The sequence below is a fragment of the Bifidobacterium apousia genome, from assembly GCF_007559275.1.
Lineage (GTDB): Bacteria > Actinomycetota > Actinomycetes > Actinomycetales > Bifidobacteriaceae > Bombiscardovia > Bombiscardovia apousia.
Genome location: NZ_VMHK01000002.1, coordinates 56036 through 73523, shown reverse-complemented (window position 1 = coordinate 73523; position 17488 = coordinate 56036). Strand labels below are relative to the sequence as shown.

Genomic DNA, 17488 nt, shown 5'->3' with positions numbered 1-17488 from the left:
AAAGAGGAACAGTAATCATGAAACCCGCCGAGCACTTCATCGACTTGGCCAAGTCGGACTTCGTCATGCGAATTCCTTCGGCCACAGCCCGGCGTACATTTCTTTATCTGCTCAGATCTGGCCTGTTCAGCTACCAGCCCGGCTATCGCCTTGATCGCCGTTCCTTTGACAGTTTTCTCGTCATGCTAGTGCTCTCAGGATCCATGGATTTGGATCTGCCTACAGGTCATTTACGGGCCGTGGCTGATCAATTCGTTCTCGTTGACTGCTATTCCCGTCATTGTTATGGGACTGACACTGAAACGGACGTACTGTGGATGCATTTCGACGGAATAACTGCGCGGCCCTATTATGATTTGATCACAGCTAAGCTTGGAAACGTAATTAGCCTTCGCAACCCTTCGTATGCGCGGACTCAGTTGCGTGAGATCCACGATATGGCGACGGATCAAGGTGGATACTCCGAACCGGAGATGGCTCGTCATATTACCGATCTGCTTACGGAATTTGCTGTAGAGAACAAGCCTGGAGTCACAGCAAAGCGCTCACGTACTATCGATGACTCGATAGCATACATCGCCGATAATCTCGATCAGTCACTAACGGTGAGCTCACTGGCCGAACGGGCATATATGAGCGAATACCACTTCATTCGTATCTTCAAAAAACAGACAGGACTGACACCTCACGCATATATCACGGCTTCACGTGTTGATGTGGCCAAGTTCCTACTCGTCAACAGCAATCTTTCCCTGGACGAAATCCGCAAACAGTGCGGATTCTCCTCGATATCGATCCTGTGCAACACTTTCAAACATCAAGTAGGCATGACTCCTATACAGTACCGCCGTCAAAACGGTAATTACTGAGTGCTCGCTACTCTTCAACATTTAAAAATCTTATTAGAATAATTCGTGCCCATATAGGCATCCTCATCGCAGATTCCGCAACAACATACTGGTATCATCCTACGCAATTCGACCTGCGCGCTATGCTAAGCGCAAGCATCCTTTTGCTGGTTTTAGGCTGTCTGGCAGTTCTACGTCTGCGGATTCATCATAGGCGTGGGCATGCCGGCTGTACTTTACCTAGCCGTACCCATCTTGATCAACGCATGGTTCTGCAAGCGCATCGGATTCAATATAGGTTTGTGCATGGTCTTCACAGGTGTAGGCGGTGCTATTTTCAACCAATTAGGCAACTTGATCATCCAATCCGCACCCGACGGATGGAGACGTAGATGCCTGACCGTTGGACTTATCATCCAGGTCGCCGCTCTTCCATTTACCATATTCGTCGTCCGTTCACATCCATCAGACCTAGATCTGCAGCAAAACCCACGAGCAAGGGCTAACAGCACATCAGGCCATGCGTACCCCGGCTTTCTAATCCTTGGAGATATTCTGCCGCACTGATCACCATTGATCAGACTGTCTACCAATTCCTGCCCCCCCCCCTATGCGACATCCATTCCCTCCATGGCCTCCATGGCAGGTCTGATTGCCTCCTCCTGCATGATTGGACAAGCAATCGGCGAGATCACACTTGGATTCATCAACGACCGGAATGCGATCCTTGGTTTAGGGGGGGGGGATCAGTAGCGGACTGATGGGCATCTTTGCGATATGAGCTTTCCCCAACCAGGGCATCCTGCTGCTGCTCGGCTCTTTCGGATTTGGATTCGTATATACCTGCACGACGGTCGAAACACCTCTGTTGGTGCGCTCGGTCTTCGGCACCTTGGACTATACGGAGATTGATGCCTGCATACAGATGGCCGGTTCCGCAGCCTCAGCCGTCGCAGCGATCCTCTGGGGCATAAAATTGTTGACCGGCCACATGGTTATGCCATACTGTTCATCTTGAGCGCGCTGATCATGGTAGCAGCTCTGACAACTGGCTCTCTTCCGCTGGTCGATGGCCACAGGAAAGGCAACATATATGCATGAAATCATTGTTACAGTAATTGCTGTATTGCTGCTTTTCAATGATAGGGTACAAAGCCACAAAGGTCGATGAGTGCGGATACGTTATTATTCAAAACTCACTCGTGAACAATTCAGTTGGCATCATGCTGATTCACGTCATAAATCATCGCTTTTGAGGTCGAAAAATCTCATCGAGTTACAGCCAGCAGGCTTGACAAAGCAATAACGCAAATCCACATACCGACTGCAGGAGACGTATCATCCGGAATGGCTCATACAGCAGCCGTCAGCGTGGGCATGCCATCGCATAGGATGAAATACGACAGCACATCTCTATAAAGGAGTGGATATGACTGATCGTCTACAAGGTAAGGTAGCCATCATTACCGGAGGAACCGGCGGCATGGGCGTGGGCATCGCCGAATGCTTCGTCCGCGAGGGAGCCAAGGTGGCCCTTACCGACATCAAGGAGACCGATGCCTCCCGCAGCTTCATGCAGGAGCATCCCGGGCAGGTCGTCTTCCACACCTTGGACGTGACGGACGAGGACCAGTGGGTCTCCACCATCGACACCGTTGAAAAGAAGCTGGGCCAGCTGACCACCGTGGTCAACAACGCCGGCGTCGGCGACAAAGGTGTCACCATGGACGAGGAAAGCTACGATGACTGGAAGAAGATCATCGCCATCAATCTGAACGGAACCTTCCTGGGCACCAAGCATGGCATGAGGGTCATGAAAGGCCGGGGCGGATCCATTATCAACATCTCCTCCATCGAGGGCTTCGTGGGCCTGAGCCGGGCCGGAGCCTACAACGCCAGCAAGGGCGGCACCAGGCTGCTCACCAAGTCCGCCGCCCTGGATTCCGCCAACAATGGTTACGGCGTTCGCGTCAACTCGGTCCATCCTGGATTCATCAAGACCCCTCTGATCAGCCAGAGCCTTGAAGACAGAATGAGCAAGCTGACGCCCCTGGGCCATATCGGCGAGCCTCAGGACATCGGCGAGATCTGCGTCTATCTGGCCAGCGACGAATCCAAGTTTGCGCTGGGTGCCGAATTCGTTGTGGACGGCGGATTCATCGCCCAGTAAGGAATTCCATTAAGGACTTGCCCCAACCCCTTCTTCTGCCAGTCCGCCTCACAGCAATGCAAGCGGCTAGGCTGAGGGAGGGGTTCACTTATGCCCCCAACGAGGGGGGTGTCATGCGACTGTGGCATCAAGATTTAATCCCACTGCTTCCCAGACAGCAGCTGCTGGGCCAGCATAGGGAGATCACCGCCCTGCGGGGCCTTGGATGGGGTCGACGGCATGCCACCGTTGACTATGTCTTCTGCTACTCCCCATACAAGCTCTTTCAATTTCATCTGCTGGTCATGGCAATGATGCGCGAGCGCGGCTACCATCCTGATCCCGCTTGGTATGACCCGCTCTACCGCGGCAGGCATTGCCCGCCATACAAGAATTTAACTGCAGCGCCGTTGACGGACCCCATCTATCCCGAGCACGATGCAACCTATCTGCAGGAGTGCTTGGAGAATCTGGCAGGGAAAGGCATCCATCTGACCTATTGACAATCCTCAGGGCCGGTGCCGACTGGATGCTGCATCCATAAGATTCGCTGACACGTACGGCAATATTTGGGAACGGCTGTTTGAATCCGAATATCTGCCCAAAGACCGTACTTCGCCCGACAACCGGTTGGCGGAGTTTTGCCAACCGAAGGGCATTATTCCCGAGTGAGCCTGGACACCGGGGGCACCAGGAGGGTGACCGCCACCAGCAAGAACGCCAAGGGCAACAGCGCCGGCCTGACACCGGTATGGTCGGCCAAAAACCCGATGGCCGGGGGAATGATCCAGGAGACTCCGTAGTAGGCGGTGGAGATGACCGAAGCGCGCTGGGCTGCCATGGCCGGATCCTTGGTTGCCAGCGTGGTGACGATAGGTACGCCCAGAGCTGCTCCGACGCCCCAGATCCCAGTGCCCACAAGGCTCAACACGAAAGAGGGCGAAAGAGCGTAGACCAGGATGCCCAGAGCTGAGACCAGAAGGGTCAGGACCAACGAGCGCATGTCCCCCAATCCTTCGATCAAGTGCGTACCCAGCAACCTTGAGACGATCATGGCCGCAGCGAAAATCGTGGGAGCAAGACCGGCTTGAGACTCAGGGACGCCGAAGGCATCGACCAGGCCAATACCGCTCCAGTCGTTGACGGCACCCTCGCTGGCCTCCAGGGCCACGTTGATCAGGGCAAGCATGAGCACCAGGGCATCGCCCCAAGCCGCCAACTGCTTGCCAAAGGCGGACGATTGCCCTGACCCCTCCTGCCGATCCGAACGTTCGTCGTCAGCGCCGCCCTTGCAATCCCCTAGAGGCTGAGCCGGGCAGAGCAGAACGCAGGCGACCACCAGAGCCAGGCTGACCAGCGCATTGACCGCCAGGTGCGCGCCTATGGCTACACCAAGATGAGACAGGAGCGAACCCAGACCCAGGGCTAGAAACATGCCCAGGCTATATGAGGCATGGAAGCGCGGCATTATGGACCGAGAGGAGAAGCGCTCCACTGCACCGGCCTCGACAGTGTTGACCGTCCCCCAGAGGCTGATTCCCGCCGAATTGAAGAGCAGGCCCAAAACTACCCCTGGCACCGAACGCAGAGTGACGGCCAAGGCCGCGATCACCATCCCCAGGCACCAGGTGGAGGCTGCCAGCAGCATGGCCCGGCGCACGCCCAGCCGATCAGTCAGCACTCCCGAGACCAGCATGCCGACCAGAGCGCCGCATCCGCCCAGGATGGTCATCAGAGCCAGGCCCGAAGGCTGCAGACCGAGACTGCTCTTGACTGTTGGCAGACGAGAAATCCAGGCCGAAGTACCGATACCCATAATGATGAAAAACCCGTAAACAACCGACCGCTCGCGCATTCCGTGACCTGGAGGACCGACCGCCGAAGGCTCACGATGATCCCGTTCACTCATGCGGGCCTCCTTGCTCTGTCCATTGTTGACCCTTTTTCTTCGGAGGCGCATATCAATAGCGGGATCATAACCAGTGATTTTGTATACTGCTCTATAGCATTATTATCGGATGACTCAATAACCATCGTAGACAGTCGACCGGATGACCTGAAAGGGATGCCCGGCCCGACGCCCCAGGCGGTCGTCGGCGCTCAAAAGGAGAAACGTGGCAAAGGGTAATTTGAGCGGAAAAGTCCTGGCCGGCCTGATGACTATGGCCATGTTGATACCCACTATGGCCTTGGCTGATGGCGGGCAAACAGCGGATGCCCGGACCACGGCCTCCACGTCGACATCTCCAACGGCACATGCACAGCAAGCGACTGCCACAAACCAGGCATCGTCCACATCGATCCAGACCTCGACTCCGCAGTTAGACACCGCCGCATCCGAGGCAGCCCAAACCACTCAGCAGTCGAAGTCAACCGCCTCGAACCAGGCCGCGCCCGTACAACCCAGCAGAAAGCCGACCACCAGATCGGTCATCAAGGACATGCTGGACACCGACGACGCCGTGGTCACCACACTGTCCCAGGCCTCACGCTCCACCGGCACGGCTCCTTTCGACAACGACAACAACCCCGGCAATGACCACGATGCGGACAATGACATAGTGCGCACTTTCGATAAGTTGTCCTACACCTACTCTTTCGCCGTAAATACCCGCAACGAGACAACCAGTTACCGCCGGGGCCGAATAGGCTTCCAATTCAAACTGAGCCAGCCTGAAGACCAGGTCACCTTTGATGTGGATTCCATGGGCTGGGTGGACAATACGCCGGGGTACCAGCCAAAGCAAACCACAGAGACCATCGACGGTCATCCGACACAGGTGCTTACCGTTTACAGGCTACTCACCGCAACACCGACTTTGTCTACCGTTATTCCGGGATCCTCCAGCGTCACTCTGGTCCTCCGGGTCCGAAGCATGGCCAATGGCAGCAAATTCGCCCCCGAAATCCAGGCCTGGGGCGCTCCGGATACTGTCACCAAGACCGATCCTGCTTCGGCCACGTCCGATCCGGTCACCGTATCAGCCAAGCTCAATCTGAACCTGCGAATCACTGGCGGAACCAATGAAGGCTCCGGCAACCAAACCTTCGACTTCAACACCCCAGCCGCCAGCAATTACCCCAACCATGAGCTGGGTAAGCGCAAGGGGATCATCAGCAAGTTCAACTGGGCCGTTGACATGCGTTGGCCCGATCGAACCAAGGGTCTCAAGGGTCTGGAGGTTCCCACTGGCCCCATTACCTTTTCCCTGTCACTGAGCAATTTGTGGCAGACCGCTGGCGGAGATGCCTACCCGAAGATAGCGGATCTGCAACCCTACTTCTGGGACATCGGCACCATCGACGGCGACTTCAACAACAGCGGACGCAACACCGGTGATCAGGGCTGGAGACCCACTCTCAGCAACTATGGCTATGCCCGATCCACGGGTGGCACGGCCGGGAAGGACCAAGTCCAAGGCAATGGTCAATACACCGTGGCTGAACAGCGGAACAGCCAGGGCCTCAGGCTGGACCTGACTTTGAAGGACTATAAAACCAACGACCCCTTCCCCTACCTGGGACACACCTATGCACCAGGCGCCAAGTGCACGCCTGCCCTGGCCTCGACTGACTGCACGCGACAAGAAGTGGCCGAAATCTCCACTGGTTACCTATATGTCTTCAACCCCTCCACTGTCGACGGCAAGGACGTGGCCAACTACTATGGACAGACCGGCCTCAGCCTGCAGAGCAAGGTCGACGACGGCAACCTGAGTGCGAAATCGCTATCAAACCAGTCTTTACCCCCTGCCACCGGCCCCACGGACACGTCAAACCAAACCGACCAGTCCGATGACATGTGGCATAACGTCATCTTCACGCTAGGCTCCAGCACAATAAAGGCAGGCATCAGCAACATCATTCAGTACAGTTGTATGACGGCTCCTAACTATTTTGATGACGGCGTGGACTGCGGGTGGTGGAATGCTCCTGACAACCTACGGGGGACCGACTCAGCAGTCGCAGGGACCAAAGTGCGGGTAACGGCCGGCTTCAACTTCAAAACCAGCAAGGCCGATCTGCCTCTGCTGGGAATGTCCTTGGTCAAGATCGACCCAAAGGTCGTTAGACTGCCAGACCCCGCAGGTCTGGATATTCCTTGGGTCAATGGCATCTGGCAGAACAGCAAATACGATAAATACGAGCGAACGAGCGATCAAAACCCATCACAGGAACTGGTCATGTACGCCACCAAACCCGACGGAAAGGACTGGAAAAACGACACTGAGCAAGCCAATGCCGACATAGAGGATCTGAACTTTTATAGCACGCAGGAGGATGCAAAGAAGCATGGCACGGTTGTAGGCATGCTGCTGGGCGGGCACACCGCCGCGCCCACCAGTTTTGCCGAAGAGAATTCCCGATTCGGCTTCGGCGGATTTGTGATCAACGTCCTCCCCGATGCCAAAGTAGGTTCGGTAGCCCAGCTGACATCAGTTTCACGCACTTTCACCCGCAGCCAATTAGCAGCTATGGCCGGGCTAAGCCCCGAGAACTCCAGCGATCAGGAATGGGAGGACTGGGCCAAGCAACAGAACCCCTACGAACTGGCCAAAGCCAAACCCCCCGTCTTAGCCACGTCGGTCGGAGGCTATACCAAGGCCAGCTATGACCAAATAAACGGTTACCTGGGCGGAGACACCGGCGGCAATGAACACGGGGACAGCCTCTATGTAGCCGGCGAAACCAACACCATCTCCAACGCCGTGGCACAAAAAAGCACCAATTCCAAACCCAAAGAATACTTTGACATAGACAGCGATCAACGGTTCGTTGACTGGCGGCTAACCATCAACACCGGCACATCAGCTTCCCAAGCCAACAAGGGCGCCAAAACTGAACTCTACATCACCGACAAACTACCGGCAAAGCTCCACTACATCCCCGGCAGCGCCCGATTGGGTGGCACATATACGGAAGCCACGCCTGAAATGGGCCACATAGAGGGCGGAACCGCCTGTGAGCCATCAGTGAGCACGGACTCCGTAACCGGAATCACCACTCTGTCCTGGACACTGACGAACATCCCTGTGGACGGCAACAACCGCGTCATCCACTTCTCCACCTCCCTGGGTGACCTGACTGACCCTAGCAAAGACATCGGCTCCAACGAAGACCTGACGACCTCTGCCACAGTTCAGTCAAAACAGAATATGTCCCAGCCCAACACATACTTGAAGACTGCCGACTCCTTCACTATCCACGCTTGGCGGACCAACACCACCAGCCTTTCCACTTCGGCCGTACAGGATACGAATGAAGCCGGTGCACCAATCGGCTTCACCAACATGCTGAGCAGCACCTCAGGCAGCGGCAAGCAACATCACTATGCCATCGACATCATGCCGTACAAACAGACAAGCGGCAAACCCGACTTCCACGGGGAACCCACTTTTGCCGATATGAGCATAAAAGCTTCGGCGGGGGCTAGTCTGAGCCGAATCACCATCCGCTACACCACAGATTCTCGATGGCGGGTGAATGACACGAGTTCCATACAATCCCAGGAATACCTCTCTTGGGACAAGGCTGACTTGGACACAACAAGTGGCGAAGTGAAAATGCCTGAAAACGTGGTCGCCTGGGCCTTCATCATCGATGGGCAGCCCGACCAATTCCGCTATGACATTACTTTCCATATAAACCCCGGAAACAACTCCTCCGGCGACCTCTATCGGAATCGCTGGGGCAATGCACTGAACCAAATGCCTGCCCAGGCCATGGTTGTTCAACGTTCCATCAGTGGCATCGTATGGTACGACGTCAATGGGGACGGCACCCGCTCTTCGGAAGATATTCTGCTTAAAAATGTCAAAGTGACCCTGCTCAATGATTCTGACGACAAGCCCGCCAAGTCGGTCGTCACCCCACATGATGATCTGAGCACAAAATCTGATTCCCAGGGCAAGTACGAACTGACCAATATACCGGCAGGGCAATTCCACCTGCGGTTCGACCCCGCTCCGAATACGAACTGGACCCACCTGTCTACGACAATCCAAAAGGCCAGCGGAGCCAGCCCGAGCGAAAACTCCTCAGCCAGCGACATACTGGAGAACGGAACCATGAACGGCGCCGTCATCAAGGATATTAAGTTCCAGAAGGCCGAGGATATGGTGGACGCAGCCAGCCAATCCCTGAATTTCAACAACTGTGGCTTGACAGGACCAATGGACACCAATGAAGTGTCTGCAGGAGTCAAAGTACAGATTCAAGGCAGGAACTGGCTCAACTCAGACTCCTTCGCACTGACTGTCGAACCCTTGCATGGTGCACCCTCTGCAGCCCTGCTTAGCCGAATCATCGTAAATGCCAATAATCAAGATTCCCAGGTGCCCGTCAATGTGTATGCTCTGCCCGACGATGGCAGCTACAAGTATCGCATACACCAGGAAACCGGCTCCATTCCTGGCCTGACGTATGATCAGAGCACTGCAATCCTGACCATCACTTTGACGACCGATGCGGCTCAGTTGCACCGTACCGCCAAGGCGCAATGGACTGACAGCAAGGGCAACAAAATAGACACGGCGGTCTTCACCAACCACTACAAGGCCCAGCCGGCCACGGTGAACCTCATCGCCACCAAGCACCTGCAAGGCCGAAACCTGAAAGACAATGAGTTCAGCTTCCAACTGTCCAAGGACGGCAAGCAGCTCGCCCAGGCATCCAACAAGGCCGACGGGGCCGTCGCATTCCCCGACCAGACCCTGACCGAGGCCGGCGACTACACGTACTCCGTGAGCGAGGACCAGGGCAGCCTGCCCGGCATCACCTACGACCAGAAGACGCACCGGATCACCGTCCACGTCACCGACGACCAGCAAGGCCAGCTCCAAGCCACCATCGACGGCAACAACCCCACCTTCACCAACACATACCAGGCCAAGCCGGCCAAGCCCGTCATCACCGCCACCAAGCACCTGCAGGGCCGGGACCTGAAGGCCAACGAGTTCACCTTCCACCTGTACGACGGGGAGACCGGCCATGAAGCGGGCTCGGCATCCAACGACGCCCAGGGCAGGATCGTCTTCAACGACCTGACCTTGGACCAGCCCGGCGACTACCACTACACCATCCGCGAGGACCAGGGCAGCCTGCCCGGCATCACCTACGACCGGCACACGGCCACGGTCGACGTCCACGTCACCGACGACCAGCAAGGCCAGCTCCAAGCCACCATCACCAGCAAGGACACCACCTTCACCAACACCTACCAGGCCAAGCCGGATAACCCCGACGACTCTGGCAACTCTGGAGGACGTGACAAGCCAAATCCGCCGGTAGAACCAAACAAGCCGAACAAGCCGAGCGAGTCCGATCATGCATCCAACAAACCAGATCAAACCAGTTCCAATAGCCAAAAACCGGCAGCAGGAAACCAATCTTCTGATGACCAAGCAAAGCCATCTGCAGATTCCCAAGCCCTAGCCGCCTCAGGCTCAGACATAGTCATGCCTGTAGCGCTGGCTATCGGCACTGCCGTCCTCGGCCTGGCACTGATGTGCATGCTTCGGCATCGCAGGGATCAGGATGCTGACCTGGGCTAATCGTTCGCCGCATGAGAACACAGCTGGGCCTCTTCTTCACTAGTGACAGGCACCTATGGTGAACCTCACGGTTCCCTGCTCCTATCTGCAGACGAAATTTGCTATTCTTGCAAGTGGAAGGAATCTTGCATCCAGAGGTCACCGTCGACGATGGACGGTCACCTGAACGGTCATGGCCCTGCACGGTCATGATGTCGATTGCCACACGTGCAGGCCGTCACACAGAAAGGTCAGTCATGGCAGACGATACAGTCATTGTTGTTGATACTTCCATGTTCGAAAAAGATGCCGACGCGAAAACCGCCAAGGCCAACGAGGTCGCACGCAAATACGGCATCAGCGACGAGGCCCTCAAGAAGGTCGAGGATTACAAGGATCAGTTGAGCTACCACCAGGCATGGGATCTGCCGTTCCTGGGCTACGTGGACGAGGACGGCTATGGATACGCCTACGTACCCAACAAGGCTGTCGCAGCTGATGGATGGGATGCCCACAAGGCCTTCCTGGACCTGCCTGATGATGTCCAGACGGCCTTCGCCATCCGCATGCTCTTCACCCATCGCGACGTCGACCGCCACGGTGCAGAGATGTTCCTTCACCACGGCCGCGGGCTGACAGTCCGCTTCCAGGAGCCCACCTCAGCCAGCTACTGAGTTCGAGCTGCCTTAACCAACTCGACCCCCGGTCCTGTCGTAATAACCCCCTGACAGGGCCGAGGGCTTTTCCATGCTGACAATCAGGGCAGCAGCCCCATCCAAGCAGGAGCTAGCACACCGATGCAGGCTCCGATGATCGGCCCGGCAAAGGGTATCCAGGCGTAGCTCCAGTCCGCATCCTTCTTGCCGGACATGGGCAGCAGGCAGTAAGCCAATCGAGCGGAAAAGTCACGTGCAGGATTCATGGCCGCACCGGAAACCCCGCCCAGGGCCATGACCAGAACCGTGATGACCAGGGCCACGCCCAGGGGCCCGACCTGGGTAGGCGTCCCCCCATTGAGGAACACCCAGGCAACCAGAATGGCCGTGCCGATGGCCTCCGACGTCAGATTCCAGAAATTCGACCGTATGGCCGGCTTGGTGCAGAAAACCATGAGTTTGGTATCTGAATCGGTGGGAAGTTCGAAATGCTTGCGAGTGCCCAGGTAGCCCAGGCAGGAACCCAAGAAGGCCCCCAAGAACTGGGCGGAAATGAAGGTGGCCACATTGGCCATGGTGACCGGAATGCCACCCTTGCCCATGGCCAGTCCGTTCAAGGTCGCCTGTGGATCAATCCAGTGACCGACCACCCTGGCCAGGGTCACGGCCGGATTGAGATGCCCGCCCGTTCTCCACCCCGCATATACGCCTATATATACAGCAAGACCCCAGCCCACCGAAGCGTTGATCCAGTCGGCTCGATAGGCCCCTGTCCTGGGGAGCGACCTGCTGGCTGCGACCATGACCGCAATGGCCATCATAAGGGCCGTGCCCATAAACTCTGAGCAGAACATCTGCACGCCGCTGATCATGATTGCTCTCCAAGCTTCCTGCCATCAAAGGAGCTGAAGGTGACCAGACTCCCATAACCCGAATAGTCGACTGCTGCCAAATCGACAAATCCACCGGTAGAGCAACGGTCAATCTGCTCACCCATATAGTCTTTCGATTTGACTAATACATCAAGAATAACCGAAGCCATGACCCAAGGGCCTCGGCCAGCGGTGATGCTGCATTCATGACCACTGACCAATAGATCAGCTGCTGTTCGGGATCAGCTCAGAAGGGCCAGGAGGTCTTTTCTGCTCAGCCTGGCTACGCCGGCGGCGCCGGTGGATGCGGCCGAATCGACAAAGCGCGAAGCCAGGTCGCTCTTGCTGTGCTGCAGGTTGAGGATGCGTTCCTCGATGGTGTCCTTGGCTACGACCTGGTAGACGTTGACGTCCTGGGTCTGGCCGATCCGGTGGGCGCGGTCGTTGGCTTGCTCCTGGGCAGCGGCATTCCACCAGGGGTCCGCATGGACCACCACACAGGCTCCGGTCAGGTTGAGCCCGGTGTTGCCGGCCTTCAGGGAGATCAGAAAGACCGGCGTGGCATCCCTGTTGAACTGTTCCACCAGCTCCAGCCGCCGCTTCTTGGAGGTGGCGCCGGTGATCAGATCGTAGGACACGTCCAGCCGACGGAGCCGTTGGGCTATCAGGTCCAGGTAGGAGGTGAACTGGGAGAAGATCAGCATCTTGCGTCCTGCATCCTGGCAGGAGACCACCAGGTCCTCAATGGCATCCAGCTTGGCCGAATCGCCGCGCCGATCCCGGCCTTGATCCTGGTAGACCAGACGCGGATCGCAGCAGACCTCCCGCAGCCTGGTCAACTGGGCCAGGACCTGGATTTTGCCAACCTCGTACTCCTGGTCCTTTTCCTTGTTGAGGGTGGCCCTCAGCTCCTGCTCCAGGGCCGCGTAGAGCTTGCGCTGACGACCCTGCAGAGGCACGCTGATCACGTTTTCGATCTTCTCGGGCAGATCCGTCAGCACCTGTGACTTGAGCCGGCGCAGAATGAAGGGACCCACCAGAGCCTGGAGCCTGGACTGGGCATCCTGGTCGCCGCTGAGTATGGGCATTTCGAAGCGGTCCCTGAACCGCGAGTATGGACCCAGCATCCCAGGCATCAGGAAGTCGAAGATGCTCCAAAGCTCGGAAAGCCGGTTCTCGATGGGCGTGCCGGTCAGGGCGAACCGGTGCAGGCTGTCCAGAGCTCGTACGGCCCGCGCGGCCTTGGTGGCATGGTTCTTGATGTACTGGGCCTCATCCAGAACCAAGGCATACCAGGGCAGACTCCGATACCGGTCCAGGTCCCGCCTGAGCAGATCGTATGAGGTAATCAGCAGATCGTAGGACCCGGCCTGATCCAGCAGAGCCTGACGCTGGCCGCGCCCTCCCGCCAGGACCCCCACCCGCAGATCCGGCGTAAAGCGGCGGCACTCGGCCTCCCAGTTGTAGACCAAGGAGGCCGGACAGACGATCAGCGAAGGTCCCCGATTCCTGGCCTGATCCCGACGGGAGAGCAGGTAGGCCAGCATCTGTATGGTCTTGCCCAGGCCCATCTCGTCGGCCAGGATGCCGCCGAATCCGCGGTCGCTCAGAGTGCATAGCCAACGCAGCCCTTCGACCTGATAGGGTCTGAGCTGCCCGCGCAGCCCATCGGGGACCTTGAACCCCTGAGGATCGGGCTTGCGCTCCTTCAGGTAGTTGCGGAAGCTGGAATCGCGGTCCTGCTCGGGCACCAGCGCATCCAGGTAGCCGAGCTGAAAGTCAGGCACCCGGACCGGCCCCTTGACCAGATCAGCCGGGTCGATGCCCAGGTCTTCGGCCAGGGTGTCCACAGCATCCGTATTCAAATCAGCCAACTCGACGAAGGCCCCGTTGCGCAGCCGATGGAAGCGGCGACGACGGCGATGGTCGGCCAGGATGGCAGCAGCCTCCTCGGGCTGCACCTCATCGGCGATGGGCGAGATCTCGACCAGTCCGGAACGCACCCGCACACCTACGCGGATCTGCGGATGAGAGACGACGCTCAGCCCATCGAAGGCCGGGGTGGAGAAGACCCGTCCCAGACCTTTGAGCACGGGCAGGCCCCGGGTCAACAGGGTGTGGATGGCCTCCTCGTTCTCTTCGGGGATACGGGCCAACCCCTCCTCCATCAGGGGGAAATAGCGGCGGACCGTCTGCCGGGCCAAAGACTCGCTCTCCCGATCCCTGCCGGGTTCATCCTCCGAGGCAGGGTCAGCGCCGACGGACAGAAAACGGTCCCCGTAGCGGACCTTGAGATCGCAGGTGACCCCCTGCCGATCCCTGTCCAGGTAAAGCTCGATCCTGCAGGGCGGCCGCCGCCTGGCATCCAACTCCTCAGGCAGACTGGCGGAGATCCCGGATCCTTCCTGGGCACCCTGATCCAGGTCAGGCAGGACGGTCCGCGCGAACAGATCCAGATCGTCGGCATCCAGATGCAGATCCCGATCCTCGCCAGGGCGGCAGAGGGTCTCCAGCAGGTCCCGATGACGCATGAAACGCGCGCTGCAGCGGTGGATGACAGGCCCCAGATCCAGCCCTAAGCCGGGTTGCGAAGGGCGCACGATAACGAAGGAGGAGGCCTGGCCTACGATGAAGCGCTCCACGGCCAGGGCATGGGTGATCCGATAGCCATTCGCCTCCTTGCTGACCGCGATGCCAGGGTCCGGGTCGCCGTCGAGGACGGGGGCAGGCATGGTCTGCAGGAAGGAGTCCTCGGGAGGCGTGTAGTCCAGGGTGAGTCCAGAGTCTACGAACAGGTCAAGGATCTGCGCCACCTCGTCGTCGCTGAGCCGGATCCCCGCCAATCCTGCGCGTGCAAGGCGGCGGCGCATGCCCCCCTCCTGTTCGGCCAGGCTACGGCGGATGGCGCCGGCCCTTTCCAGAATGGTCAGCAGAGCCTGGGCCCGGTCATCAAAGGTGTCACGGGAATGGATGAAGGCCAGCCGCCGTCCGTAAGACATGAATGCGCCTTGGTCCACGGCGCGCAGCAGGGCCGGAAGGTCCTTGACCAGGTAGGCGACCCCGTGGGAGGACAGGGTGATGTGCAGACGGACCAGCCAGCCGCCGCGCTCACTGGTCAGATCGGGGATAAGCCCGACCGAGCCGATGGGCAGGTGACGGCCGCCAACCGGTCCGCTCTCCTGCTTGAGCAGGCTCAGCTGGCGGTCACGAAAGGCCTGCCGCCGCCGACCCTCCTGCCGGTGCATGTAGGCTGCCAGGGGTCCCGAGGTCGACCGGGCGGAACCGGACCGACCCTGGTCGCCGGCCCAGTCATCCGATCCTGCAAAGGACTGGCTGGACTCGTTGTAGGCCATGATCAGGGCGACCACATGCTTGCAGGCAGGACCCTGGCGCCCAAAGGCCCGGCAGGTGCAGGAGGAGTCAATGACCCGATGGGCCTGCTCATCCAGCCGAGCCTGGACCATGCAGTCACCGTCCGGCTGATAGGTGGCAGGCACACGTCCCTTGAGAACGGTCAAAGCTCCCAGGTGCCGCAGGCGCAGGTCTGTAAAGCGGCGGTCATCCAGCAGTTGGTGGGCGCGGAAGTAAGCCTTGCCGCCCAATCGACGCAGAGCGGCATCAGAGATGATGTCTGGATCACCGAAAGTCCGCCCCTCCTCGTCGTCGCCCGGATCATAGAAGCCATGGCCTCCTGAACCAACGGCTCTTGACCCGTAGACCGCTGCATGCCAATCCACACGCACCCTCCTTATGGTCGCTGACGACCATTCCCGAGCATAACCTTTTCCATCCCGATGGGGCACGCCTTCGGCGAAGCGAGTAGACATGCCGACTTACGAAAAAATGGCCGCCTCCCTAAGATGGCGTGCTGTTTGTCTGAAGAAGGAGATCATTATCGTGCACAACACGTCCACCTCTACCTCTGTTCACCGGTCACGACCGGCCGTCCCCCATCCCTGGCCGGCCATCGCCGCGCTGATGATCGGGGCTTTCGTGGGCATGCTGAGCGAGACCTCGCTCAATATCGCCCTGCCTAACCTGATGGAGAGCTTCCAGATCCCCGCCGCCACCGTGCAATGGCTGGTCACAGGGTACATGCTGGTCATCGGCATCGTCCTGCCCTTCTCCAGCCTGATCTCCAAGTGGTTCACCACCCGGCAGACCGTGATCTTCGGCCTGGTCGCCTTCCTGGCGGGCTCGGTGGTCTCGGCCCTGGCCCCCACCTTTCCCGTCCTTCTGACGGGACGGCTGATCCAGGGCATCGGCACCGGCCTGATCCTGCCGCTCATGTTCACCGTGGCTATGCTGATCTTCCCGCCTGCCCGTCTGGGCACGGTCATGGGCATGTGCGCTCTGGTCATCATGTTCGCCCCGGCAATCGGCCCGACCTTGACCGGGATCATCCTAGGCAAGCTGACCTGGCACTGGATCTTCTGGTTCTTCACCCCCTTCCTGGTGGTGGCTCTGATCTTCGCCGTCGGCTTCCTGAAGAATGTGGGGACCATCACCCACCAGCGTCCCGACCTGGCCTCTATTCTGGAGTCCATTGTCGGCTTCGGCGGACTGGTGGCAGGCGTCAGCCTGGCCAGCCGGTACGGATGGCTCTCCCCTGTCACCCTGATCATCCTGGTCGTGGCCCTAGCAGCCCTGGTCCTCTATATTCGTCGTCAGCTGGGTCTGGAACACCCGGTGCTCAACCTGCGCATCTTCTCCATTCCGGCCTTCCGCTACGGCGCCACCCTGGTCATGCTGGACTTCGCAGTCATCCTCTCCTCCATGTATCTGCTGCCCCAGTTCCTGCAGCGAGGGCTGCTCCTGCCTGTGGCCATGACCGGCATCCTCATGCTGCCCGGCGGAGCCATCAACGCCCTGGTCTCGGCCTTCGCCGGCCGGCTCTACGACGGCTTCGGGGCTCGTATGCCCGTCCGCTGCGGATTCCTTGTCGCCCTGCTTGGCACGGTCATCCTCCTGTTCACCGGTCCGCACACCCCTGTGGCCCTGGTGGTGGCTGCCCATATCATTTTGATGATCGGCTGCCCACTGGCCATGTCACCGGCCCAGACCTATGCGCTCAACTCTCTGAGCGGCCCGCAGTCCGGCGACGGAAGCACCATCATCAACACCATGCAACAGATTGTGGGAGCCGTGGCCACGGCCATCACCACCTCCCTGCTGGCCATGGGCGAGGGGCAGGCAGCCGGGGTTGATAAAGCCCAGGCCTTCACCAGGGGCACCCACCACGGATTGATCTTCACCCTGGTGCTGATTCTGGCTGCTTTGGCCGTCTCCCTCAAGGTGCGCAACTTCTCCCACGCCGAGCAGCCGGAGACCGAGCGAGACATTCAGCAAGCTCCAAGTTCGCACCGCTAGCTTGGGAGCGTCCCTGGCTAGACTGGAGGACGGCGACCGGACTTTAGGCCCGCCATTGTGG

General features: G+C 58.6%; 10 protein-coding genes. 6 read left to right on the top strand and 4 right to left on the bottom strand.

The window, feature by feature from the left end; all coding sequences use genetic code 11:
• Nucleotides 1-17 precede the first annotated feature (17 nt).
• The 3 genes from FPK30_RS03130 to FPK30_RS03120 all read left to right on the top strand — a co-directional run bounded on the left by FPK30_RS03130 (nt 18) and on the right by FPK30_RS03120 (nt 3500).
• A complete protein-coding gene (locus FPK30_RS03130; RefSeq protein ID WP_144085264.1) occupies nt 18-869 on the top strand; it encodes an AraC family transcriptional regulator in 852 nt (283 codons plus the stop codon).
• Nucleotides 870-2277: 1408 nt separating this feature from the next.
• Entirely contained in the window at nt 2278-3018 is a 741-nt protein-coding gene (locus FPK30_RS03125; protein WP_144085263.1) for an SDR family oxidoreductase, read from the top strand.
• Between the two features lie 113 nt (nt 3019-3131).
• The gene (locus FPK30_RS03120) at nt 3132-3500 is read left to right on the top strand and encodes a TIGR02328 family protein (RefSeq protein WP_144085262.1); all 369 of its coding nucleotides are present in this window, start codon (nt 3132-3134) and stop codon (nt 3498-3500) included.
• Nucleotides 3501-3655: 155 nt separating this feature from the next.
• Here FPK30_RS03120 and FPK30_RS03115 read toward each other — a convergent pair whose 3' ends face one another.
• Complete coding sequence (locus FPK30_RS03115; RefSeq protein ID WP_186279350.1) at nt 3656-4906, bottom strand: MFS transporter; 1251 nt, start codon at nt 4904-4906, stop codon at nt 3656-3658.
• 205 nt (nt 4907-5111) lie between these two features.
• Here FPK30_RS03115 and FPK30_RS03110 point away from each other — a divergent pair, with 205 nt between their 5' ends.
• Together FPK30_RS03110 and FPK30_RS03105 are read left to right on the top strand one after the other, a co-directional pair.
• Nucleotides 5112-10550, top strand: coding sequence for a Spy0128 family protein (locus tag FPK30_RS03110; protein ID WP_144085260.1), 5439 nt, complete (start codon nt 5112-5114; stop codon nt 10548-10550).
• A 236-nt stretch (nt 10551-10786) separates the two neighbouring features.
• Nucleotides 10787-11203, top strand: a complete 417-nt coding sequence (locus tag FPK30_RS03105) for a hypothetical protein (protein WP_045924232.1) — start codon at nt 10787-10789, stop codon at nt 11201-11203.
• Nucleotides 11204-11286: 83 nt separating this feature from the next.
• Here FPK30_RS03105 and FPK30_RS03100 read toward each other — a convergent pair whose 3' ends face one another.
• The 3 genes from FPK30_RS03100 to FPK30_RS03095 all read right to left on the bottom strand — a co-directional run bounded on the left by FPK30_RS03100 (nt 11287) and on the right by FPK30_RS03095 (nt 15794).
• Nucleotides 11287-12057, bottom strand: coding sequence for an MIP/aquaporin family protein (locus tag FPK30_RS03100; protein WP_144085259.1), 771 nt, complete (start codon nt 12055-12057; stop codon nt 11287-11289).
• Nucleotides 12054-12227 carry a hypothetical protein gene (locus FPK30_RS08190; RefSeq protein ID WP_180335336.1) on the bottom strand — a complete coding sequence of 58 codons (174 nt, stop codon included), beginning with the start codon at nt 12225-12227 and terminating at the stop codon, nt 12054-12056. Before FPK30_RS08190 ends, FPK30_RS03100 begins: the two co-directional genes overlap by 4 nt.
• A gap of 72 nt (nt 12228-12299) precedes the next feature.
• Complete coding sequence (locus FPK30_RS03095) at nt 12300-15794, bottom strand: SNF2-related protein (RefSeq protein WP_144085258.1); 3495 nt, start codon at nt 15792-15794, stop codon at nt 12300-12302.
• A 160-nt stretch (nt 15795-15954) separates the two neighbouring features.
• Between FPK30_RS03095 and FPK30_RS03090 the strand changes: the two genes are divergently transcribed.
• Nucleotides 15955-17427: a DHA2 family efflux MFS transporter permease subunit gene (locus FPK30_RS03090; protein WP_144085257.1), complete on the top strand. Its 1473-nt coding sequence runs from the start codon at nt 15955-15957 to the stop codon at nt 17425-17427.
• The last annotated feature ends 61 nt before the right edge of the window (nt 17428-17488 follow it).